The organism is Pseudalkalibacillus sp. Hm43 (genome assembly GCF_051842935.1).
Taxonomy (GTDB): Bacteria; Bacillota; Bacilli; order Bacillales; family Fictibacillaceae; genus Pseudalkalibacillus.
In genome coordinates, this window is record NZ_JBPXRR010000001.1 from 2,141,010 (window position 1) to 2,162,465 (window position 21,456).

Annotated in this window: 22 protein-coding genes; 6 read left to right on the forward strand and 16 right to left on the reverse strand. The window is 44.4% G+C overall.

Translation table 11 applies throughout. The features are described 5' to 3' along the window. Window positions 1–86 precede the first annotated feature (86 nt). From ACSVDE_RS11330 to ACSVDE_RS11365, 8 genes are all read right to left on the reverse strand, one after another. Entirely contained in the window at window positions 87–482 is a 396-nt protein-coding gene (locus ACSVDE_RS11330) for an FxsA family protein (RefSeq protein ID WP_439300995.1), read from the reverse strand. A gap of 36 nt (window positions 483–518) precedes the next feature. Next, window positions 519–2,273: a pyruvate kinase gene (pyk, locus tag ACSVDE_RS11335; RefSeq protein WP_439300996.1), complete on the reverse strand. Its 1,755-nt coding sequence runs from the start codon at window positions 2,271–2,273 to the stop codon at window positions 519–521. Between the two features lie 156 nt (window positions 2,274–2,429). Then, entirely contained in the window at window positions 2,430–3,389 is a 960-nt protein-coding gene (gene pfkA, locus ACSVDE_RS11340; RefSeq protein ID WP_439300997.1) for a 6-phosphofructokinase, read from the reverse strand. A gap of 114 nt (window positions 3,390–3,503) precedes the next feature. Then, entirely contained in the window at window positions 3,504–4,481 is a 978-nt protein-coding gene (accA, locus tag ACSVDE_RS11345; RefSeq protein WP_439300998.1) for an acetyl-CoA carboxylase carboxyl transferase subunit alpha, read from the reverse strand. Then, on the reverse strand, window positions 4,481–5,335 hold the full coding sequence (gene accD, locus ACSVDE_RS11350) for an acetyl-CoA carboxylase, carboxyltransferase subunit beta (RefSeq protein WP_439300999.1): 855 nt from the start codon (window positions 5,333–5,335) through the stop codon (window positions 4,481–4,483). The genes accA and accD overlap by 1 nt, the downstream gene beginning before the upstream one ends. A 29-nt stretch (window positions 5,336–5,364) precedes the next feature. Then, window positions 5,365–6,006 carry a FadR/GntR family transcriptional regulator gene (locus ACSVDE_RS11355; RefSeq protein WP_439301000.1) on the reverse strand — a complete coding sequence of 214 codons (642 nt, stop codon included), beginning with the start codon at window positions 6,004–6,006 and terminating at the stop codon, window positions 5,365–5,367. Between the two features lie 27 nt (window positions 6,007–6,033). After that, window positions 6,034–7,272 (reverse strand): NAD(P)-dependent malic enzyme, encoded by a 1,239-nt coding sequence (locus ACSVDE_RS11360; protein WP_439301001.1) that lies wholly within the window; start codon window positions 7,270–7,272, stop codon window positions 6,034–6,036. Between the two features lie 135 nt (window positions 7,273–7,407). Then, on the reverse strand, window positions 7,408–10,773 hold the full coding sequence (locus tag ACSVDE_RS11365; RefSeq protein ID WP_439301002.1) for a DNA polymerase III subunit alpha: 3,366 nt from the start codon (window positions 10,771–10,773) through the stop codon (window positions 7,408–7,410). A gap of 134 nt (window positions 10,774–10,907) precedes the next feature. Here ACSVDE_RS11365 and ACSVDE_RS11370 point away from each other — a divergent pair, with 134 nt between their 5' ends. The 3 genes from ACSVDE_RS11370 (at window position 10,908) to ACSVDE_RS11380 (ending at window position 12,040) form a co-directional block, all read left to right on the forward strand. After that, complete coding sequence (locus tag ACSVDE_RS11370; protein WP_439301003.1) at window positions 10,908–11,237, forward strand: YtrH family sporulation protein; 330 nt, start codon at window positions 10,908–10,910, stop codon at window positions 11,235–11,237. After that, window positions 11,237–11,740, forward strand: coding sequence for a sporulation membrane protein YtrI (ytrI, locus tag ACSVDE_RS11375; RefSeq protein WP_439301004.1), 504 nt, complete (start codon window positions 11,237–11,239; stop codon window positions 11,738–11,740). Before ACSVDE_RS11370 ends, ytrI begins: the two co-directional genes overlap by 1 nt. Before the next feature lie 105 nt (window positions 11,741–11,845). Further along, window positions 11,846–12,040 (forward strand): hypothetical protein, encoded by a 195-nt coding sequence (locus ACSVDE_RS11380; protein WP_439301005.1) that lies wholly within the window; start codon window positions 11,846–11,848, stop codon window positions 12,038–12,040. A 55-nt stretch (window positions 12,041–12,095) separates the two neighbouring features. Here the strand turns inward: ACSVDE_RS11380 and ACSVDE_RS11385 are convergent, their stop codons facing one another. Further along, entirely contained in the window at window positions 12,096–13,040 is a 945-nt protein-coding gene (locus ACSVDE_RS11385) for a DHH family phosphoesterase (RefSeq protein ID WP_439301006.1), read from the reverse strand. A 106-nt stretch (window positions 13,041–13,146) separates the two neighbouring features. Here ACSVDE_RS11385 and ACSVDE_RS11390 point away from each other — a divergent pair, with 106 nt between their 5' ends. Then, the gene (locus tag ACSVDE_RS11390; protein WP_439301007.1) at window positions 13,147–13,452 is read left to right on the forward strand and encodes a YtpI family protein; all 306 of its coding nucleotides are present in this window, start codon (window positions 13,147–13,149) and stop codon (window positions 13,450–13,452) included. 50 nt (window positions 13,453–13,502) lie between these two features. Here the strand turns inward: ACSVDE_RS11390 and ACSVDE_RS11395 are convergent, their stop codons facing one another. The 5 genes from ACSVDE_RS11395 to ACSVDE_RS11415 form a co-directional block, all read right to left on the reverse strand. After that, complete coding sequence (locus ACSVDE_RS11395) at window positions 13,503–14,822, reverse strand: DRTGG domain-containing protein (protein WP_439301982.1); 1,320 nt, start codon at window positions 14,820–14,822, stop codon at window positions 13,503–13,505. Between the two features lie 61 nt (window positions 14,823–14,883). Continuing rightward, complete coding sequence (locus ACSVDE_RS11400) at window positions 14,884–15,129, reverse strand: hypothetical protein (RefSeq protein ID WP_439301008.1); 246 nt, start codon at window positions 15,127–15,129, stop codon at window positions 14,884–14,886. 80 nt (window positions 15,130–15,209) lie between these two features. After that, on the reverse strand, window positions 15,210–15,890 hold the full coding sequence (locus ACSVDE_RS11405; RefSeq protein WP_439301009.1) for a metal-dependent hydrolase: 681 nt from the start codon (window positions 15,888–15,890) through the stop codon (window positions 15,210–15,212). Between the two features lie 648 nt (window positions 15,891–16,538). Beyond that, window positions 16,539–17,654 (reverse strand): alanine dehydrogenase, encoded by a 1,116-nt coding sequence (ald, locus tag ACSVDE_RS11410; RefSeq protein WP_439301010.1) that lies wholly within the window; start codon window positions 17,652–17,654, stop codon window positions 16,539–16,541. 215 nt (window positions 17,655–17,869) lie between these two features. Continuing rightward, a complete protein-coding gene (locus tag ACSVDE_RS11415; protein ID WP_439301011.1) occupies window positions 17,870–18,031 on the reverse strand; it encodes a hypothetical protein in 162 nt (53 codons plus the stop codon). Between the two features lie 160 nt (window positions 18,032–18,191). On the opposite strand from ACSVDE_RS11415, the gene ACSVDE_RS11420 reads away from it, so the two are divergent. Together ACSVDE_RS11420 and ACSVDE_RS11425 are read left to right on the forward strand one after the other, a co-directional pair. After that, the gene (locus ACSVDE_RS11420; protein WP_439301012.1) at window positions 18,192–18,506 is read left to right on the forward strand and encodes a hypothetical protein; all 315 of its coding nucleotides are present in this window, start codon (window positions 18,192–18,194) and stop codon (window positions 18,504–18,506) included. Between the two features lie 22 nt (window positions 18,507–18,528). Further along, window positions 18,529–19,863, forward strand: a complete 1,335-nt coding sequence (locus ACSVDE_RS11425) for a Na+/H+ antiporter NhaC family protein (protein WP_439301013.1) — start codon at window positions 18,529–18,531, stop codon at window positions 19,861–19,863. Between the two features lie 32 nt (window positions 19,864–19,895). Here the strand turns inward: ACSVDE_RS11425 and ACSVDE_RS11430 are convergent, their stop codons facing one another. Then, complete coding sequence (locus tag ACSVDE_RS11430; RefSeq protein WP_439301014.1) at window positions 19,896–20,405, reverse strand: MogA/MoaB family molybdenum cofactor biosynthesis protein; 510 nt, start codon at window positions 20,403–20,405, stop codon at window positions 19,896–19,898. A gap of 6 nt (window positions 20,406–20,411) precedes the next feature. Beyond that, window positions 20,412–21,251 (reverse strand): EcsC family protein, encoded by an 840-nt coding sequence (locus ACSVDE_RS11435; protein WP_439301015.1) that lies wholly within the window; start codon window positions 21,249–21,251, stop codon window positions 20,412–20,414. Window positions 21,252–21,456 lie beyond the last annotated feature (205 nt).

Genomic DNA, 21,456 nt, shown 5'->3' on the forward strand with positions numbered 1-21,456 from the left:
TGTGTCCCCAATATCTACTCTTCACAAAAGAAAAAGCTGGCCGTTCATCCCATGCATCATGGGTGGCGGGCCAGCTTTCATCCTATTTATCTTCGGATTGTAAATGTAAATTGTCCTGAGTCGATTTTCTTTTGGATGAAACGGCGCATTCCGATTTTAAAGATTGAACGCGTGTAAGGAATCAACAACAGGAAACCGACTGTATCGGTGATGAACCCTGGTGTAAGCAACAATGTTCCCCCGACCAGAATGCATACGCCATCTAAGAGGACGTCGCTCGGAACTTGCGCACTCCGTAATTGGATCTGCGCAAGTTTCAATGTTTCCATACCTTCTCTTCTTGCTAACCATGCACCGATGATCCCTGTAGCGATAATCAACAAAATCGTAACGGGAATACCAAACGTCGATCCGGACCAAATCAGAATCCCGATTTCTGCGGCAGGTATGATGATGAGTAGCAATAATAAAATACGAAACATAGCTTCGTTCCTCCAGACCAGCTTTACATCTACGAATTACAATACGCTTGTCTTTCCACTATAAACGACACCGCGGGAGCCGTCCACTGTAATGTCTTCTCCATCTTTCAGAAGTTGTGTCGCACGTTCAACACCGACAATCACTGGTACACCAAGGCTTAAGCCTACAACAGCTGCATGGCTTGTCAGTCCGCCTTCCTCAGTGATGATGGCAGAAGCTTTTTTCAATGCCGGCATCATATCACGGTCTGTTCCGATTGTAACGAGGATGTCTCCTTCTTTAACTTTCGCAATCGCGTCTTCCGCATTGTTCGCAACAACGACTTTACCAGCAACAGAGCTTTGTCCGATTCCTTGGCCCTTCGCAATGACATCGCCAACGACATGGACTTTCATCAAGTTCGTCGTTCCAGTTTCCCCAACAGGGACACCAGCTGTAATCAACACGAGATCACCGTGGTTCACAAGACCTGATTTCAAGGATGCGTCAACTGAGATGTCGAGCAATTCATCCGTAGACTTCGCTTCCTGGCTCAATTGAGGCGTGACACCCCAGACAAGAGACATTCTTCTGCAAACAGCCTCAGAGCTTGTTACTGCAATGATTGCTGCTTCTGGACGATATTTTGAAATCATGCGAGCGGTATGTCCACTTTCCGTCGGTGCAATAATTGCCGAGATATTCAAGTTATGAGCTGTATGAGAAACGGATTGGCTGATCGCATCTGTAACCGTCAATTTACTAGACTTACTGCGTGCATGAAGGATATCCGCATGGTTCATAGCCGTTTCAGCTTTCAATGCAATTTTGTGCATGGTTTGCACAGCTTCTACAGGATAAAGTCCAGCAGCTGTTTCACCTGAAAGCATGATGGCATCTGTGCCGTCAAAAATAGCGTTGGCTACATCACTTGCTTCTGCACGTGTAGGACGTGGGTTGCGTTGCATAGAGTCCAACATCTGTGTCGCAGTGATAACCGGCTTTCCTTTGTCATTACATTTGCGGATCAATTCTTTTTGTACAAGAGGAACCTCTTCAGCAGGAATTTCCACACCGAGGTCTCCACGTGCAACCATCAGTCCATCTGAAACTTCAAGGATCTCATTGATGTTGTCGACACCTTCCTGGTTTTCGATCTTCGGAATGATGTGGATGTGCTCAGCATTATGACGCTCTAGGATCTCACGGATTTCTAAAACGTCAGATGCTCTACGTACGAAAGAGGCTGCAATGAAATCAACACCTTGCTGAATACCAAACTCGATGTCACGCGCGTCTTTGTCTGTAATCCCTGGTAAGTTGACAGATACGTTCGGCACATTGACTCCTTTTTTGTTTTTCAAAGTTCCACTGTTCAGCACACGAGTTTGAAGTTGATTTGATTCAACCTTCGTCACTTCAAGTTCAATCAGTCCGTCATCCAAAAGGATTGTGGATCCGACGTGGACGTCATTCACGAGTCCAGGATACGTAACGGAAATCATGGATTCGTTCCCCATCACTTCTTCCATGGAAACAGTAAGCTCTTGTCCAGATTTGAGTTCAACTTCCCCTTTTTCCAATGTACCCGTACGGATTTCAGGACCTTTCGTATCCAAAAGGATTGCCACAGTCTTTCCTGTTTTTTGAGCAGCTTCACGGATATTCGCGATACGTGCTCCATGCTCGTCGAAGTCTCCGTGAGAGAAGTTCAAACGTGCGACATTCAAGCCAGATTCAATCAACTGCGTCAGAGTGTCGACACTCTCACTCGCAGGTCCTATTGTACAAACAATCTTGGTATTTCTCATTGTTTTCCTCCTATAAACTCAATGTATCTATCTTTCCTAAAAATTATGGACATTATGAATCCATGCCGTACTACAATTGCGATGAATACGACATGGCATCCTGTTGTAATTCATACATGTTAAATGTGCTTGCTAAAAATAAAAAACAATATCATTTTAAATAGAAAGCTCTTGTGACAGCTTATACATGTCGTTGTCGATCTTGTGTGGTTGAGCCAGGACTTCATTGATGTCATGTGCCACAAGCTTGTTACTCTGAATACCTACAGCTTTTCCTGCATCTCCAGCTAACAGCAACTGTACCGCTTTCGCTCCGAGACGGCTAGCCAATACACGGTCAAATGCAGTAGGGGAACCTCCCCGTTGGATATGACCTAGAACAGTGACTCGCGTTTCGAAGTCCGTAGCTTCTTCAATCTGGTTGGCGATATCAACACCGCTGCCAACTCCTTCTGCAACGACGATGATACTATGTTTTTTACCACGTTCTTGTCCACGAAGCAAACGATCCGTGATGTCTTCCATCTTGAAGTCTTCTTCCGGAATGAGAATCGATTCTGCTCCGCCAGCAAGACCAGACCATAGAGCGATATCACCTGCATTACGTCCCATGACCTCAATGACATACGTGCGTTCATGAGATGTTGCGGTATCACGGATTTTATCAATCGCATCAATCGCCGTGTTCAATGCCGTGTCAAAACCGATCGTGAAATCCGTACCAGGAATATCGTTATCGATTGTTCCAGGCAATGTAATCGTCGGGAATCCGTGCTCAGTCAATTTCTGAGCTCCACGATAAGAACCATCGCCTCCGATGACGACCAATCCTTCAATGCCGAATTTCTCGAGCTGTTTGACACCTTTCATCTGTCCCTCATGGGTTTTGAATTCCTCACAGCGGGCAGAGTAAAGCATCGTTCCACCACGATGGATGATATCTCCGACGGAACCAAGCTCCATCTTTTTGATTTGTCCTTCAATCAAACCTGTATATCCATGGTAGATACCATACACTTCCATACCCTGGTAAATGGCTTCACGAACCACAGCCCTGACTGCTGCGTTCATACCAGGACTGTCTCCACCACTTGTCAAAACACCAATCCGCTTCATCTCTTTCACCTCGTACGATAGTTGTGTTCTTAAAATATCATGTTCCAAAATACAACACAATAGACAAACATTCCACAGAAAAAGTGCTTTTCCACTTCTGGAAAAGCACTTTCTTTATTTGACGCCAATGGAATCGGTTTCAAATGTATATTGTCCGATTTTTTTGTATTTTTCATAACGGTGTGCCACAAGCTCTTCTTCACTCAATTTACAGAGTTCATCAAGGGATTTTTGCAAAGCTTCCTCGATATATTCAGCCTGTTTTTTCACGTCTCGGTGGGCTCCGCCTTCAACTTCTGGAATCATTTTGTCGATGATACCCATCTCGTTCAGGTCCGGTGCAGTGATTTTCATTGTGTCCGCTGCACGTTTTGCTTGACCGGAATCTTTCCACAATAAAGCAGCAGCTCCTTCAGGGGAGATGACAGAGTACCATGAATTTTCAAGCATATGGACATGGTTTCCAACACCGATCGCAAGTGCTCCACCACTCGCTCCTTCTCCGATGATGATGCATACGAGAGGAACCGTCAATCCAGCCATTTCAACTAGGTTCCGAGCGATTGCTTCACTTTGTCCCCGCTCTTCAGCTGACATTCCAGGGTAAGCACCTTTCGTGTCAAGCAAGCAAACAACAGGACGGTTGAATTTCTCTGCTTGCTTCATTAAGCGTAAGGCTTTTCTATACCCTTCCGGATGTGGCATCCCGAAGTTTCTTCGAAGGTTTTCTTTCGTATCCTTCCCTCTTTGGTGTCCGATTACGGTTACGGGTTTGCCGTGGAACTTTGCAATCCCTCCGACAATCGCCTCATCATCACCATATAGACGGTCACCGTGCAACTCAAGAAAGTCAGTGAAGAGCATGGAAATGTAATCTAGAGTCGTCGGTCTTTCCGGATGACGTGCGACTTGAACACGATCCCATGGGGTCATCTTTCCGTATACTTCCTTTTCGACCTTCGCCAAACGTTCTTCTAAACGTTCCACTTCATCACTCAGGTCGATCCCTTTCTCATCCATGAAGGACTTCAGTTCAGCAATCTTATCTCTCAATTCTTTTGCCGGGCGTTCAAACTCTAAATCTCCTACCATTACGCTTCACCTCCTTTATGAATATCCAATACGTTCGCTAATGTAGCTTTCATTTTCTTACGATGGACCACTGCATCCAGTTGTCCGTGCTTCAGCAAGAACTCCGCCGTTTGGAAGTCTTCTGGTAGTTCTTGGCGAATCGTCTGTTCGATGATACGGCGACCTGCAAATCCGATCAATGCTTTCGGTTCTGCGAAATTGTAGTCACCTACAGATGCAAAGCTCGCTGATACGCCACCTGTTGTAGGATGAGTCATGACAGATATGAACAACAAACCAGCCTCATGATGACGTCGGAGCGCAACACTTGTTTTCGCCATCTGCATCAAGCTTAGAATACCTTCCTGCATACGAGCTCCGCCGGACGCTGTGAAGATAATGAACGGCTTCCCTTCTTCCGTTGCTGCTTCAATCGCTCGAGTGATTTTTTCACCTACGACCGATCCCATGCTTCCCATTCGGAAATGTGCATCCATAACAGCAAATACGATCGGATTTCCTTCAACTTCACCGTGACCAGTCATGACCGCTTCATTCATTCCTGTTTTTTCACGGTCCTTATCAATACGATCTAGGTAATCTGGAAAATCAAGTGGGTTTTCCGTTTTCATATCTTGATTGATTTCACGGAACGTACCTTGATCGATGATGAGTTGAATTCGTTCTTGCGCTGTCATTCTGAAATGATGATCGCACGAAACACATACTTTATGTGCTTTATTGAGTTCCTTTGTGGTCATGATCGATTTACATTCAGGACACTTGGTCATGAGCCCTTCTGGAACCTCTTGTTTCATCCGATCAGAAGGTATCGTTGCATATTTTCTTTTCTTGGCAAACAAATCCTTTAACAAGTTGTTGCACCTCCATAAATCGCTAGTGACTATTGATACGAATTCTGATACCGACTTAAAGATGAAAGTGTCTCTGTTGACGCTCTTTCTTTAATCAGTGTAAAGATTTGACGATAGTCTGATAACAAATATGTTACTTCATCCTCATTGAATTGATCGTATTCGGTCAATTCCACCCATAGACGTTTGAGTAGGGAATTATGAGCTGCATCCAGGACAATCCGGAAAAAATCCCGGTCCACTACGGAATCAATGCCGGTTTGGTCGTTCTTTTCCATTTGGTAAAGAAAGTCCTCCAGCCGATCCATTTGGGCTTCTGTCCGGCGTTCTGAAGCTAATAAGACTGCGTTCTTTTCAATCATCTGCCTCGTTTCAGTCAACTCTTTCTTGACCAGTCCATCATTCAGGATAAAAGATGCGAGCACTTCCACTAGGCGATGATTACGAGCTTCTTTGATGAATGTGCCTTCGCCTCGGCGTGTTTCAATCAGACCCAACAGTTCCATAGCCCTCAACGCTTCACGCACAGAAGACCTTCCAACATTCAAACGCTCGGAAAGCTCCCGTTCAGAAGGGAGCTTATCTCCAGGCTGGAGTCGGTCTTTTTGAATGATGGCTTTTAGCTTATTTAAAATCTCCACGAACATTTTTTCGCGAGGTTTAGTTGTCATTTCATACGCCACCTACTTTTAAGAGGCTTATTCTTCTTCAATCAATGAAAGTCGACGCGTTTTTTCTGCGATTTCCTCAGGATCCACATTGATTCTTGCTACACCCGTTTCCATCGCGGCCTTTGCTACTGAAGCTGCAACGGCTGGCGCTACTCTAGGATCGAATGGAGCTGGTATGACATAATCTTCGGATAGCTCGTCTTCGTCGATCAAGTCCGCAATCGCATAAACCGCAGCAATCTTCATTTCTTCGTTAATGTGGGTTGCACGTGTATCGAGCGCACCACGGAAAATTCCAGGGAACGCAAGGACGTTATTTACCTGGTTCGCAAAGTCTGAACGACCCGTACCGATGACTTTCGCACCTGCTTCTTTCGCTTCTCCTGGCATGATTTCTGGCACAGGATTGGCCATTGCGAAAATGATCGGGTCATCATTCATCGTTTGGACCATCTCTTGAGTGAGAGCACCTTCAACTGATACTCCGATAAAGACATCCATTCCTTTAACCGCTTCTTCAAGCTTTCCTTCCACTTGTTGACGGTTCGTGAAGTGTGAGACTTCTTCTTTTACACGGTTCATACCGTAAGGACGACCTTCATAAATGGCACCTTTCGAGTCACACATGATGATGTCTTTCACACCGAAACGGTTCAATAGCTTGATGATGGCAATACCAGCAGAACCTGCTCCATTGACGACCACTTTGATCGATGACATAGACTTTCCAGTCAACTTGAGCGCATTGACTAGTCCTGCGACCGTAACGATCGCCGTTCCGTGTTGGTCATCATGGAAAATTGGGATGTTTGTCTCTTTCTTCAAGCGTTCTTCAATGATGAAACAGTTCGGTGCTGCGATATCTTCAAGATTCACACCGCCGAAAGTCGGTTCCATCAGTTTGACAGATTGGACGATTTCATCAACATCCGTCGTATTCAAGCAGATTGGAAAAGCATCGACTCCTGCGAAGCTTTTGAAAAGGACCGCTTTTCCTTCCATTACAGGTAAAGCAGCTTCTGGGCCGATATTTCCAAGCCCGAGTACAGCCGTGCCATCAGATACGACTGCGACTGTATTCCCTTTCATCGTATATTCGTATACTCTGTTCTTATCTTCATAGATTTCCTTACAAGGTTCTGCGACTCCTGGCGAATATGCCAAGCTTAAGTCCTGTGCATTCCGTACAGGAACCTTCGCTTTCGATTCTAGTTTTCCTTGATTGATCCTATGCATGTGTAGTGCTTCTTCTCTAGAAACAGACATACGTTCATCTCCCTCATTCTTTTATATATGTGAATGAAATAGTCTGCTTGTACAAAATGGACAAACGAGGTGGTCTGACCACCTATTGACTTATACATTATAACAAACCTCATTCACCTGTAAAGATTTAGCGGTTTATTTTAACACGACATTTTTTGAGCCGAGTAACGATTCAAACTTTACAACACATTCTTTGACGGGGTCAATGCTGAATTCCTCGGATAGACGGACAATTTTTTTGCTCTGTTCATAGTACAAGATGACATCTGTCGTACCTGGGTAATCGAGTACGATGTTCTTGATTTGATGCAGCACACCCTTATCTTGCTGTGAAGCTTCAATCTTCAAATATAGATCCCGTTTCTGATTGCTTTGGTTACTAGTGACTGTCTGTAGGCTGGCCGCTTTTTCTACGATGAACTTCACATCGTCAGACTTTTCTACATTGCCCTCTAATAATAGGAGACTTCCTTCCTGATATAATTCTGGTTGTTGTTTGTAGGCTTTTGGAAAGACGATACCTTCCAATTCTCCAGTTTCATCTCCCAATTGAAGAAACGCCATCCAGTCTCCTTTTTTTGTTTTGATCAGCTTCGCTTTCGTCACCATCGCACCGATACGAATCCGTTTCGTTTCTCCTTCAATTTCTCCAATTCTAGTGCAACTGAACCCTTGTAGCGCCTCGCTGAATTGCTCAAGCGGGTGTCCAGTCAGATAGAAACCTAGGGCTTCATATTCGAATTGGAGCGTCTCTTTATCCTGGAATGGTGGTACATCTTCCATCACTGGGCTCTCCACTGTCTCTTCATCTTGGAATAAATCAATCTGTCCTTCCGCCTCTGCTTTTTGAATCTTTGCACCATAATCGATTGCGGCGTCAAGATTCGCAAGCAACTGTGCCCGATTGGTTGTAAATTCATCCAGGCACCCTGCTAAGATCAGCGATTCCAATGACCGTTTGTTCATCGTTTTCAAGGAAACTCTTCTGCATAAGTCATACAGGTTCTTGAAGCGACCTTTCTTCCTTTCTATCAAAATCGCTTCAATCGCACGAATTCCAACGTTTTTGATGACCATCAGGCCGATCCGTAGTCCTTCGTCTTCAACCGTGAACCCTGCGGCACTATCGTTGATGGAAGGGGGATGGATGAATATACCTTTCTGACGGATCTCACCTAAGTAGGCTGCTGTCTTACCATGATTCCCCACAATGCTACTCAGTAATTCAGCCAGGAAATAAAGTGGATAGTTCGCTTTCAAATAGGCAAGCTGATAAGCGATTACACTATAGGCTACAGCGTGGGATCGGTTAAAACCGTAATTGGCGAAGCGGACGATCAAGTCATATACTTCATCTGCGGAAGCAGTATCATACCCTTTCTGTACGGCTCCACTCACGAAATGTTCCCGCTGCTCATGTAAAACTTCCGCTTTCTTCTTCCCGACAGCCCTTCTGAGCATATCCGCTTCCCCTAACGAAAATCCTGCCATCTTCGAAGCGATCTGCATGATCTGCTCCTGGTAAACGATGACGCCATATGTTTTTTGTAAAATCGGCTTCAAGTCTGGATGCGGATAAGCAACCGTATTCTGTTGATGCTTCCTTTCAATATAAACAGGTATGTTTTCCATCGGACCTGGTCGGTAAAGAGCATTAACGGCGACGATGTCTTCGAATTCACTTGGCTTCAGTTTTTTCAACACGCGTCGCATACCTTCAGACTCCAACTGGAAAATCCCCGTCGTATCTCCTTCGCTGAGCAATTCGTACGTTTTTCCATCGTCAAATGGCAACATATGTAGCGGGATCTGCTTTCCAGTCTGAGCTTCAATCGATGCCGTAATGTTCTCAAGCAAGGTCAAATTTCGGAGACCGAGGAAGTCCATTTTCAAAAGACCGATGTCCTCTAGTCCATCCATCGTATATTGAGTCAGTGATAAAAATTCTCCGCCTGATTGGGTCGGCACAACATTCGTCAGCGGATCCTTACTGATGACGATTCCAGCCGCATGCGTGGAAGCATGACGTGGAATGCCTTCGATCGTTTTGGAAATCCTCCATAGATGTTGTGCGTCCTCCGATTGATCAAGGGTCTTTTTCAAAAGCGGGGATTCTTCCAGCGCTTTATCGAGCGTGATTCCAGGTCTAGACGGAATTTGTTTCGCCACCCGGTCGACCAGCTGGTTGTCCAGGCTAAGCACCCGTCCCACGTCCCTCACAGCCGCACGCGCGGCGAGTGTACCAAACGTAATGATCTGCGCGACACGATCTTTTCCATATTTCTGCGCAACATATTCAATCACATCGTCACGCTTCGTATCCGGAAAATCGATATCGATATCGGGCATGGTTACACGCTCTGGATTCAAGAAACGCTCAAATAAGAGCTCATGTTCAATCGGATCGACCTGTGTGATGAACAGGACGTAGGATACAAGAGATCCAGCTGCGGATCCTCGCCCTGGGCCAGTCATGATGCCGTTTTCTTGCGCATGCTTCATAAAGTCCCAAACGATCAGAAAGTAATCATTGAATCCCATACGGTCGATAATATCTAGTTCATACTCCAAACGCTCCTGTACCTCTTGAGAAGGGGCTTGGCCGTATCTTTTTTCAACACCAGTTTGACAAACTTTATGCAAATACGTTTTGCTCGATTCGCCTTCCGGTAGTGGATAAGCGGGTAGAATGGGGTTCCCGAATGTAAGCTCAACATTACATTTGTCTGCGATTTTTCCCGTATTTTCTAACGCTTCAGGGGTATGGGAGAACAACTCTTTCATTTCACCAGCTGTTTTGAAGTAATGCTCATCCGTCTGGAACCGGCCTTCGTCTTCTTCATTCAACTTCTTACCGAGCTTGATAGCGCGCAACGCTTCATAAGCCTTTGAGTCGTTCTGATCTATGTAATGGATGTTGTTCGTTACAACGAGCGGGACGTCCGTCTCCTTCGATAATTGGACTAGCGTAAGGTTCAGTTCCTTTTCCTTCCCAAGTCCGTGATCTTCAAGACCAAGATAAAAGTTACCTTCGAAAAGATTTTTCATATAATCAATCAGCTTGTTGTGCTGATCTTTTCCACTAAGCAAGGTTCTTTGGATGATACCTTCCACTCCAGAAGAAACAGCCAACAAACCTTCACAATACTTATGTAAATCATTGAAATCCAAGGCATGTTGCGAATTCCGTTCATCCGCTTGGAGTTTGGAACTGATTTCAATCAGATTTTGGTAGCCTTGATGGTTCATTGCATATAAGAGCAACCGCACAGGGGCTGTGTCTTGTTTAGATTGGATATCTATATCTAATCCGAGAATCGGTTTAATCCCTTTGGCCTGACATGATTTATAAAAAGGGATGATCCCATACATGACGTTCCGGTCGGTGATTGCGAGTGACTGCATTCCTTCTTCTTTCGCCTTATCTGTCAAACGCTCGATACGGCACGCACTCTCCAATAAAGAAAATTCGCTATGTACGTTCAAATGGACGTAGCCCATCAGCTGTCACTCCCTTCTTTAAACATCTTATCCCCATTATATACAAGACAAGGACAACAATAAATCAAGCATACTTGAAGATGGCTGTCCATATTTATAGTTATGAGTGATCCCATTAAAAGGTGGAATGATTTATGGTCCGCGATTTCGTTGCTACAAATATAATCAATTTTTTCGTAGCTTTCGGCATTATAGTTGGTGGTTCAGTAATTGGCGCCATTGGCATGACTCTGATGGGCAAACCCCCATTCGAGTCCATGAATGCGTTATCTAGAAGCTTGAAGATATGGGCAATTGTAGCAGCAATCGGTGGTACTTTTGATACAATCAATAATTTCGAGAGAGGATTGTTCAACGGAACGACTTTGGAGGTAATCAATCAATGTATCTATATTATTGCAGCGCTAATAGGAGCTAATACTGGCGAATCTGTCATCAATTGGATTACTCAGGAGACAGAATAATGAGGATACCTCCTTTACATCGACGAAAGGGGTATCAACGTTTTTTTGCGGGGATCATCATAGGCACTTTAATCGGTTGGTTTTTCTTTTTATTAAGTTTTGGAGGATTGCAGAACCATTACATCATGGAAATCAAAAAAAGGGATCAGAGATATGAGGATTTGAATAACAAGTTTCAACACTATAGGGAAGATTACGATGAAAAAAATAAGGAGATCGAAAAGAATTTAAAAGTGCAGGAAATTGATGTGACCTTCTTAAACAGGGAAAAAGTAAAAATCAAAGGACTGATGTTCCACGAATTAGAGAGGTCAGTCAAATCAGAATTACATGATTTGCTTACAGATGATATTGAATCTGTTTCCAAGCATTCTGATCTTGTAATCAAAACATTAGAAAACAAGACATTCTTGATTGAAAATGAAAAATTCCAGGTAAAAGTCTATCAAATGCATCTTTATACAACCCTACGTTTATATTTGAATGTGGAAAGAGTCAAATAGATGCGGGTTTTTGACAATTCTGAGACAAATAGGCATAAGAGTCGCAAAGTACATGCACTTCGTATACAATAGAAATAGGATTAAAAGTGTAAAGGGGTAATGTGTATGATTATCAATCGAAAAGAAATGGCAAAGGCGAAGGTTGAGAAGTTGTTGAGCGGATATTCTGCTTTCGCAGAATCAAAAGAAGTTGCCGAATTGATTAAGAAACAAGCAAAAGAACTAAACATTGAATTCGTAGAGGACGTGACTGAAATTGGATCTTGGTTCATCCCAGCCAAACCCCAAGAACAGCAGTAAAAGTTAGCCCCGACCTTCAGACAGGAAGGATACGGGGCTATTATTATGGACTTTTTTAGGTCGTTTCTTTGCAAGCCTCGATTAGATCTTGGATGATCTGTTCCGTTTCCTTGATTGTATGGACCGTCGCTCCGGATGCCATTGGATGGCCTCCGCCGTTATACTTCGCCGCAATCGTATTGACGATCGGACCTTTAGAACGCAATCGGACACGGATCTGGTCTGGTTCCTCTACGAAAAACACCCACGTCTTCAACCCTTCAACATTGGAAAACGTGTTGACAAGCAGCGAAGACTCGCTCGGTGTCGTGTTGAATTCCTCCATCACTTCTTTTGTCAGATAGATGTATCCGACTCCAGGATCTACATATTGAAAATGGGATAAAACATACCCATTCAAGCGTGCAAGGTTCAAGGAAACCTTGTACATCTCATTATAGACGCCAGACAGATCGAAATCATAATTGCGTAATTCTCCAGCGAATTTCATCGTTTTCTCAGTCGCGTTCGGGAACAAGAATCTGCCTGTATCTCCTACAATCCCTGTATATAACAGCTCTGCTCCTTTATCCGTCAGTTTGAATGAATGATTGTCTCTCCCATAAAGGTAAAATTCATAAATCATTTCACTGACGCTGCTTGCTTCTGTATCGACCCAGATCATGTCTCCGTATTTATCTTCATTCGGATGGTGATCGATCTTGATCATGAAATCCCCTAGAGAATAACGTGTATCACTGATTCGAGCCTCGTTGGCTGTATCACAGATGATCACCAGTGCACCTTTATATTCGTCATCCTCAATTGTGTCCATCCGGTTCATGAATGTCAGTGAAGGCTCTTCTTCTCCGACGACGTAGATCGACTTCTTTGGAAAAGTCGCCTTCAGGATTTCTGCCAATCCACCTTGTGATCCGAGTGCATCCGGATCAGGACGGACGTGGCGATGGATGATGATCTTGTCATAGTCTTTGATCTTCTCAATAATTTGTTCTTTCATCTTGTACTCCTTCTATCTGTAACCTAATGTTCATTTCTAAATATGGATTTTTATGTTGAACTTCTATACAATGGTAGTCGACATCAATTCTAATTGGAGGATTACCATGCCTGCATTCATCATCATAATTGTAATTGCATTAAGTCTTTATATTTTCTATAAAATTAAAGAGTGGCGATTGAAAGCTCCATATGAAAAACGTTGGACGAAAGCGAAAGCGAATATCGCTTTGGGCACTTTCATCGGTACATATGGTCTGAACCGTTTGTTCATCAACGAATCCAAATACGATTTGATTATCGGAGGCGTCTTCCTCGTCCTAGGAATTTTGAATATCGTTATGGGATATAAAGCGTATAAGTATTTCTTGCCGCTCGCGATTGAAGAAAACGAGCAACAAACCAAATCCTAAAGCATATGTTGGGGGCTGACACGATGGTGTCGGCCCCCTTTTTGCATGGATTACATATGTCTGTCGATCAGCTGAGCCATCATGAGGGCTTTGCCTACGACATCCCCTTCATGATAAATTTCAACATCCACTTTCCCGTATCGGCGGCTCAGTTCCAATATTTTTGGTCGGATCGTAATTTTACTATCAATCTGTACAGGTTTCAAAAAGTAGAGGGTGATGTTCTCGACAACGAGGTCACCCTTCTTCTGCTTTCGAAGTGCACGGCTGCCGACCTCAGATACGAGCGTCGTCATGACACCATAAGACAACGTACCAAGGTAACTGGTCATCTGAGGTGTAATTTCACATGTATAGGATTCCTCATTATCCTCTTCTACAATATCCTGCACATGGCTCGTGATCAGGTCATCGAACGTTTCACCAACCTGCGGCTGTTTCTGTATCATTTGCAGCGCCTTCAGGACATCCTGACGGCTGATGATGCCATGCAAGGTCTGTTGTGCATCAATGACCGGAAGTAACTCAATTCCTTCCCAGATCATCATATGAGCAGCATTGGCGACAGACGTCGTCCCTTTCACCGAAATCGGATTTTTGGTCATCACTTTTTCAATCATGAGATCGTGATCGATTCCGATGATGTCTTTAGCGGTTACCACTCCGACGACACGCATCATTTTATCCACAACAGGATAACGGCTATGGCCCGTTGTTTCATTCAATTCATACCATCTGGAAACCTTGTCCGTTTTCATCAGATAGTTGGTATGTTCAATCGAAGTCGTAATGTCACTGACAAGGACGATCTCTTTTTTGATCAGCTGATCATAAATGGCACGGTTGATCATAGCAGCAACCGTGAACGTATCGTAGCTCGTTGAAATGACCGGAAGCTCCAACTCATCGGCTAGCTTTTTGACGGAGTCTTCTGTATCAAAGCCCCCGGTAATCAACACAGCGGCACCAGCTTTCAAACCAAGTGCATGAGCTTTCGTCCGGTTACCGACAATGAGAAGGCTGTCCGGGTCGACATAACGCATCATCGCCTCGAGTTTCATCGCCCCGATGACGAACTTGTTGAGCGTTTTATGCAATCCTTGTTTGCCACCTAACACTTGTCCGTCTACGACGTTGACGACCTCCGCATAGGTGAGTTTTTCAATGTTATCTTTGCGTTTCTTTTCGATTCGGATCGTTCCGACTCGTTCAATCGTGCTGACAGTGCCCTGGTTTTCGGCATCCTTTATCGCACGGTAGGCTGTACCCTCACTAACGGAAAGAGCTTTTGCGATTTGCCTGACGGATATTTTACTACCGATATCCAATGTTTCGATGTAATCTAGAATTTGTTCGTGTTTCGTTGCCATATTTTCACCAAGCTTTCTCATGGCTAAGTCTTTCCTATTATACTAAGGGTACAACACTACATCAATGTTGTCTTACTCTCTTGCGCTCTTTTTGCACCCGTTTGGACGGGGCACGCTCCGGTGCATATTGCGTATACCTCTGGAACATCAATGCGGACAGGTTCCCGCCAATCACTAAAACGGCGAAGATGAGCCAGATCGCAGAAAACCATCCACTTAAGCCCGGCTCCATCTCAGGGAGATACGGGACTGCAAAATACACGAGAGCAAGTCCAGCTAATAAAGATAATAGCAAACGATTCTTCAATGACATCGTCTCCTTTCATGTAGAGGTAGTCCTTTTTACATACTTTATGCAACCACCTCTAAAGAAAGAAGAACGTCCCTTTAAAGTTCGATGGATTCTCCTGATTTCAATACGCGTCCCTTTTTACCTTCCAAATCATTGACAAAAGCTTCTGGGTCCTGTTCGATGACCGGGAACGTATTATAGTGGACCGGAACGACAGTGTTCGCTTTCAACCAGCTTGCTGCGATTGAAGCATCCTCAGGTCCCATCGTGAAATTATCACCAATCGGCAAGAATGCGATATCGATGTAATTCTGCTCACCGATCAACTTCATATCTGAGAAAAGTGCCGTGTCCCCAGCGTGGTAGACCGTCTTGTCTTCTGCAGTGAAAAGAAGTCCAGCAGGCATGCCTGTGTAGACGACAGAGCCGTCTTCTTCCGCATAACTGGAACCATGGAACGCTTGCGTCAGTTTCACTTTTCCGAATTCAAATTCGTACGCACCACCGATGTGCATCGGATGCGTTTCAATTCCTTTTGTTGCGAGATAATTCGCTAGTTCAAATGGTGCTACGACTAGAGAGTCATTCCTTTTCGCAATATCGACAGTATCACCGACATGATCATTGTGACCATGTGTAAGCAGGATGACGTCGGCTTTCACTTCATCCGCAGTGATATGGCATTGCTCGTTCCCCGTGATAAAAGGGTCAATCCAAATCGACTTGCCATTTGTTTCAATTGCGACGACCGAATGTCCATAATACGTTACTTTCATTATGATCTCTCCTCTTTCCATATTTGTTGTTAGATCTGTTCTAATCCTTCTACCTGATGGATTCCTATTCCTTCTTCCAAGTAAAAAGATGAACACACAATTCTTGTACCCGTTTTTTTCGAGATTTAAAAAGCCGAGTTGAACAGTCAATACCTTTTTGACCCAAATTTGAACGAAATATCCCTCAGCTTTTTGGAAAAGGAAGACTTTTTTCACAAACTTTGTTGCTCTAAAGAGCGGTTGATTTCCGCTCCAGGATGCTCGCTTTCCGCGGAGCGTGCGGTGAGCCCACTCACTTGCACAGGATGTGCTGGCTTCGACGTTCACCACAGGACGTGGTGGGTCTTAGTCCAAGATACTTATAAAAAGTGAATAGCCTCCTTTTCAAGGGAGCCATTTGTGCTCCTGCGTCTACAAGATATTCCTGTCGATGCGAGCTTCCTCGTCGCATGCCTTGCGAGGAGATTATTCAGGTAGTAGGCACGCTGATCCCGCTGGAGTCTCGCACCTTGCTCTCCAATCAACTTGCACAGGGTGGTTTTTAAAAATGACTTAAAGCAACGATCTTTTAGAAAAGAGAAAGAAGGGCTGACCCGGCATCACGATTCAGGATGCTTTGGGTCAGCCCTTTCAATTTCTAGCCTTCCATTAAGAAAGCATTTTACGAACGTCATTATATTCTAAACCATGCGCTTGGGATACCGCTTCATACGTTACATAACCATCAAGCGTGTTGATTCCTTTAAGTAGCGCTTCGTTATCCTGACATGCTTGTACATAGCCTTTGTTTGCAATTTGCAATGCATAAGGTACCGTCACATTCGTCAATGCGATCGTTGATGTACGAGGTACAGCACCTGGCATGTTCGCAACTGCATAATGTACGACCCCATGTTTTTCATAAGTAGGGTTGTCGTGCGTTGTGATGCGATCTGTCGTTTCGAAGATTCCACCTTGATCGATGGCAACATCAACAAGAACAGCACCTTTACGCATTTCTTTGATCATGTCTTCTGTCACCAATTTCGGAGCTTTTGCTCCTGGGATCAAAACGGCACCGATGACAAGGTCAGAGTCTACAACTGACTCAGCGATGTTCAATGGGTTGGACATCAACGTGTTGATGTCAGAACCGAAGATGTCGTCCAATTGACGGAGACGTTCAGGGTTCAAGTCGATTACTGTTACACTCGCACCGAGACCGACTGCAATCTTGGCCGCATTCGTACCTGCGACACCTCCACCGATGACCGTTACCTTACCACGTTTGACGCCTGGTACTCCTCCAAGAAGGATACCCATTCCGCCATGCGGTTTTTCTAAGAAGGAAGCACCGATTTGCGTCGCCATACGACCTGCAACTTCACTCATTGGTGTCAGTAGTGGTAAGCTTCGATTCGGAAGTTGTACCGTTTCATAAGCGATTCCGACCACTTTGTTTTCAATAAGTGCTTTCGTCAATTCCGGCTCAGCAGCCAGGTGTAAATATGTAAAGAGAATCAACCCTTCACGGAAATATTGGTACTCTTCTTTCAAAGGTTCTTTCACCTTCATGACCATTTCCATGCTCCAAGCTTCTTCTGCTGTATCTACAATAAGAGCACCAGCTTCTTGGTATTGTTCATTCGTAAATCCTGAACCAAGTCCAGCATCCTTTTCAATATAAACTTCATGTCCAGATGACATCAGGTTGACAACCCCAGCCGGAGTCATTGCAACACGATTTTCATTGTTCTTAATCTCTCTTGGTACACCAATTCGCATAGTTTGCGACCTCCTAAATCAACAAATCTTCTTCCAGTCCGTGAGACTGCCCATTTAAAGATAACACCAAACGTCAAAAAGAAAAAGAGAAAAATTCGCAAGAAATCCTGTTATTCTACAGCATCTACAAATTATTGTATCCGCTTTCATTCTAACATATATAAAATCGGAAAGCTTTCTCCTCTATGGAGAAAGCTGATCCCCTTCTATCCGCTCTATCTCAACTGATTTTCTTCATTCATTTTGTTCGGCGTTTTTTGCTCGACAGACTGATCGACAACCCCGCTCTGGTAGGATTGCATGATCTGCTGTTGCACTTCAAATTCACCATTCGCATCGTATTGATACGCCTCAGGTCTTTTCGGCTGTTTCTGCATGAGTGATGCCTCCTTTTTACATCCGACCTCATGCTTTAGTATGCACCTTCACCACTCCTCATATTGCGAAAAAAGACGAAAATCAAATCGACCTTCAAATAAAAGCCATAGCCTAACACATCCATTTTCTGTACAATGTGGTTGAGTAGGGGGACTGAAGATGACTTATTCTTTCCAAATGGACGAGAGGCTCGGGATCAGACTGCCTGTTCTCAATGAGTCCTGGAACCAATATACCGTACAAACACAAGAGTCGATCTTATCGGAATGGGAAACGATCAGAGGTAAGATTCCAGACCGCATTAAGGAATTGGAACACCACATCAATGAAAAACAAGAACAATTGAACATAGAAGAAGATTTCGAAAGATCGTGCCAATTGAATTCTGACATAGCCGAGCTGGCATCCATCATCAATGACCTCTGGATATGGTATCGATTGAACAACCAAGTAACAGAAAAAAGTCACCAATAGAACGTTTTAATCGGAGGCTATTATGATGAACGTAGAAAAAGTCGTTTTTTCACCAAAAGAACTGATTATCCTTGTGGTCATTACAGTTTCCGGGCTGTTAATGGCCGTTTCCTTTGATTTTCAATTGTTGCTGGGTTTCATGCCTGGGTTTGTTTTACTGATTGGAAAGCTTATGCAAAAAGGCATAACGCTAAAAAGCACCGGACAAACCGCTTTAAAAGGAATCCACAGAAACAAGGAGATCATTTGGTTGCTTTCCTTGATTGGTGTACTGCTTCCATCGTGGGCCATCATCGGTACCGTACCCACGATGGTTTCCTTTATATTGTCCATCATCCAGCCGGAGCACTTCTTGTTGTTGTCGTTCCTGATGACGATGGTCATCTCACTCATACTCGGCACATCAGTCGGAAGTTTAAGTGTAATCGGATTGCCATTGATGGGGACGGCGCAAGCGTTAGGGGTTCCGTTGGAATGGACTGCAGGAGCTCTCATATCAGGGGCTTTCGTCGGGGATCGGTCCTCACCGTTATCGAGTGCGTTTCAATTGCTCGCCACCTCACTTGAACTGGAAACGAAAAAGCAATTCGCAGCCATCATTCCGACTGCAATCTTGACAATCATCGTCAGCAGCGGATTATTTGCATGGCTAGATAGCACAATCAATTTGAAAGCAATTAATGAAAGCCAGGTTTCTTTTTCCACAATTATGAGCGATTGGATCGTATTCATCCCAATCGTTATATTGCTCATAGCTGTGATCGTCGGAATAAAAATTCGTTACTCTTTCATGCTCAGTATCGGATCTGCCTTTCTCATCGTTTTGTTGAAAGGTATTCCAATAATGGACTGGCTCTCAGCGGTCGTAACAGGTTTCGATGACATCGGTGGTTTCTGGAGCATGGTTCCGTTCATCATTTTCATCAGTGTGGTCGGAATTTACAGCGAAATTTTAGAACGGTATCAGATTGTACAACCTTATATCAATAAGCTGCTTACGAACGACCATTCGCTCACGGTCAATTCCTTGCAAGGAGTTACCCTGGCTCTTGTCGTATCGCTCATCTCGCCGAATCAATCCTTTCCAATCATCTTGAACGGAAGGATGTTGCTTCCCCACTGGACGAAAAACTTCAGTGCACCGCAACTCGCACGTATTGTCAGTGATTCGACCATGGTGTACGCCGGACTCGTCCCGTGGAGTCTGCTAGCTGTCTTATGCAGTACAATCCTCGGCATTCCTGTCCTGCAATACGTTGTGTTCGCGTTCTTCTTGTGGCTGTCACCGTTCATGACCATCCTATATTCCATCTTCCGGGAAAAACGTTTGAATCCTGTCCACCAGATAGAAGCCTAAAAGAAAAGGATTGGCCAGTTTTTACACACTGGTCAATCCTTTTTGATTTCACGGACAACGTGGTTGATTTCCGGCAGGATCAACTTGTTCATTGCGAGCTTCACCGCTCCGCTTGATCCTGGAATCGAGAATACACCTGTATCCTTGTAAACCCCTGCAATGGCGCGACTCATGATCGCCGCTGAACCGATGTCTTCTGTGTAACTGAGCATCCGGAAGATCTCTCCGAACCCAGGTATTTCTTTATCTAAAAGTTCAGCTACTGCTTCAACTGTCACATCACGCTTGGCGATGCCCGTCCCGCCATTCAAAATGATCACATCAGTGCTAGGATCTTCACCAGCTTTTAAGACTGCATCCTGAATGAGATCCGCTTCATCTTTTACAATCGAATAGGAAGAAATCACATGACCGTTCTCTTCTAAAGCCCCCATGATCAGCTTCCCGCTTTTATCCGTTTCCTCTGTACGCGTATCACTGACCGTCACGACCATGACCGACACATGGTCCGGCGCACTCTGTTTATGATCTGATACACTCATGTTCGCTCACCCTTCTTGCTTTTCTAATAACCAACGCTTCTGATAAAAGTGGTTGGCGAAGTCTGTAATTTGTCTTGAGAGCTGATAGTTGGCGGCAGCCCCATAAACCATTCCCATCACCGGAATGCCCTGAATCAAGCGCTTTCTTAACATGAACAAGACCGTCCCTTTTCCGACAAGACCGACAAGGTGTCGCATCCATTTGTGGTCCGCAACGACTTCTTCCGTTTCAAACAAGTAAGGATTCATTTCTTGCTGCATGACTTCGTTCATCAGTTTATCCCATGCCTCATGTTGATGTTCTTTCGGAAGGGTAGCAGCATGAAATACACGTAAAGCAAGCACCGTTTCATAAGGCTGGTTGATAGGGTATCCGTATGATAAGGCTAACACCTGTATGGATCTGAGGTGAGCTGCGATACTAGCCGGGATGTCGATTCCTAGAAACAACAGTCCACCTGCTCCACTCAATCCTCCCTGTGCAAAAGAAAGCAGCCGATGCTTCGCCACCTGATGCTGTGCTATGTATCGAAGCTGTTCAATCCGGCAGTCCTTGATGTCTTCAAACACTTCCACGTTTTCGTTCATCGCCTGTGCGGAAAGCATGATTCGCTGTTTCGCATCCTGTTGGAACTGCGTGTTCAGAATGATGGAGTGCAAGTGAAACAGGAGATTGTCAATCGTATGTAGAGCACGCTCTTTCAATGTTGGATTCACCCGTGCGAGTGCTTCATCGAACGTTTTCACATAAGCTCGACTGAAGTCTGTCGGTACATATGTAAAGTATTCTTCTTCCCACTTTTGGATCGTGGACCATACTTGTTGTTCGTTTTTCGACCATTGCATAGCAAGCACCTCCGTAACTTTGCATCCATTATATCAAAAGGAAGCCATATCAGATAAGTCCTTAATATAAGACCGATTGATAAATCATTCCGCCTAGCCCCTTTTTTATTAGGATGACCATTCTATCCCCGAAAATCAGAAAAACTCAAAATAAGGGATAGAATGTAGCTCTTTCTATCCTCGAAAATTGAATTTAATCAAAATG

What these genes read in the sequence shown, in the direction of transcription:
- ACSVDE_RS11405 (WP_439301009.1), bottom strand. Translation starts at nt 15,890, where the DNA reads ATGAAAGTAACGTATTATGGACATTCGGTCGTCGCAATTGAAACAAAT.
- accA (WP_439300998.1), bottom strand. Translation starts at nt 4,481, where the DNA reads ATGGTAGGAGATTTAGAGTTTGAACGCCCGGCAAAAGAATTGAGAGAT.
- ACSVDE_RS11385 (WP_439301006.1), bottom strand. Translation starts at nt 13,040, where the DNA reads ATGAAAGAACAAATTATTGAGAAGATCAAAGACTATGACAAGATCATC.
- ACSVDE_RS11435 (WP_439301015.1), bottom strand. Translation starts at nt 21,251, where the DNA reads ATGCAATGGTCGAAAAACGAACAACAAGTATGGTCCACGATCCAAAAG.
- ACSVDE_RS11395 (WP_439301982.1), bottom strand. Translation starts at nt 14,822, where the DNA reads ATGGCAACGAAACACGAACAAATTCTAGATTACATCGAAACATTGGAT.
- ACSVDE_RS11390 (WP_439301007.1), top strand. Translation starts at nt 13,147, where the DNA reads ATGCCTGCATTCATCATCATAATTGTAATTGCATTAAGTCTTTATATT.
- ACSVDE_RS11370 (WP_439301003.1), top strand. Translation starts at nt 10,908, where the DNA reads ATGGTCCGCGATTTCGTTGCTACAAATATAATCAATTTTTTCGTAGCT.
- pfkA (WP_439300997.1), bottom strand. Translation starts at nt 3,389, where the DNA reads ATGAAGCGGATTGGTGTTTTGACAAGTGGTGGAGACAGTCCTGGTATG.
- ACSVDE_RS11360 (WP_439301001.1), bottom strand. Translation starts at nt 7,272, where the DNA reads ATGTCTGTTTCTAGAGAAGAAGCACTACACATGCATAGGATCAATCAA.
- ACSVDE_RS11330 (WP_439300995.1), bottom strand. Translation starts at nt 482, where the DNA reads ATGTTTCGTATTTTATTATTGCTACTCATCATCATACCTGCCGCAGAA.
- ytrI (WP_439301004.1), top strand. Translation starts at nt 11,237, where the DNA reads ATGAGGATACCTCCTTTACATCGACGAAAGGGGTATCAACGTTTTTTT.
- ald (WP_439301010.1), bottom strand. Translation starts at nt 17,654, where the DNA reads ATGCGAATTGGTGTACCAAGAGAGATTAAGAACAATGAAAATCGTGTT.
- ACSVDE_RS11380 (WP_439301005.1), top strand. Translation starts at nt 11,846, where the DNA reads ATGATTATCAATCGAAAAGAAATGGCAAAGGCGAAGGTTGAGAAGTTG.
- ACSVDE_RS11430 (WP_439301014.1), bottom strand. Translation starts at nt 20,405, where the DNA reads ATGAGTGTATCAGATCATAAACAGAGTGCGCCGGACCATGTGTCGGTC.
- pyk (WP_439300996.1), bottom strand. Translation starts at nt 2,273, where the DNA reads ATGAGAAATACCAAGATTGTTTGTACAATAGGACCTGCGAGTGAGAGT.
- ACSVDE_RS11355 (WP_439301000.1), bottom strand. Translation starts at nt 6,006, where the DNA reads ATGACAACTAAACCTCGCGAAAAAATGTTCGTGGAGATTTTAAATAAG.
- ACSVDE_RS11365 (WP_439301002.1), bottom strand. Translation starts at nt 10,773, where the DNA reads ATGGGCTACGTCCATTTGAACGTACATAGCGAATTTTCTTTATTGGAG.
- ACSVDE_RS11415 (WP_439301011.1), bottom strand. Translation starts at nt 18,031, where the DNA reads ATGCAGAAACAGCCGAAAAGACCTGAGGCGTATCAATACGATGCGAAT.
- ACSVDE_RS11420 (WP_439301012.1), top strand. Translation starts at nt 18,192, where the DNA reads ATGACTTATTCTTTCCAAATGGACGAGAGGCTCGGGATCAGACTGCCT.
- ACSVDE_RS11425 (WP_439301013.1), top strand. Translation starts at nt 18,529, where the DNA reads ATGATGAACGTAGAAAAAGTCGTTTTTTCACCAAAAGAACTGATTATC.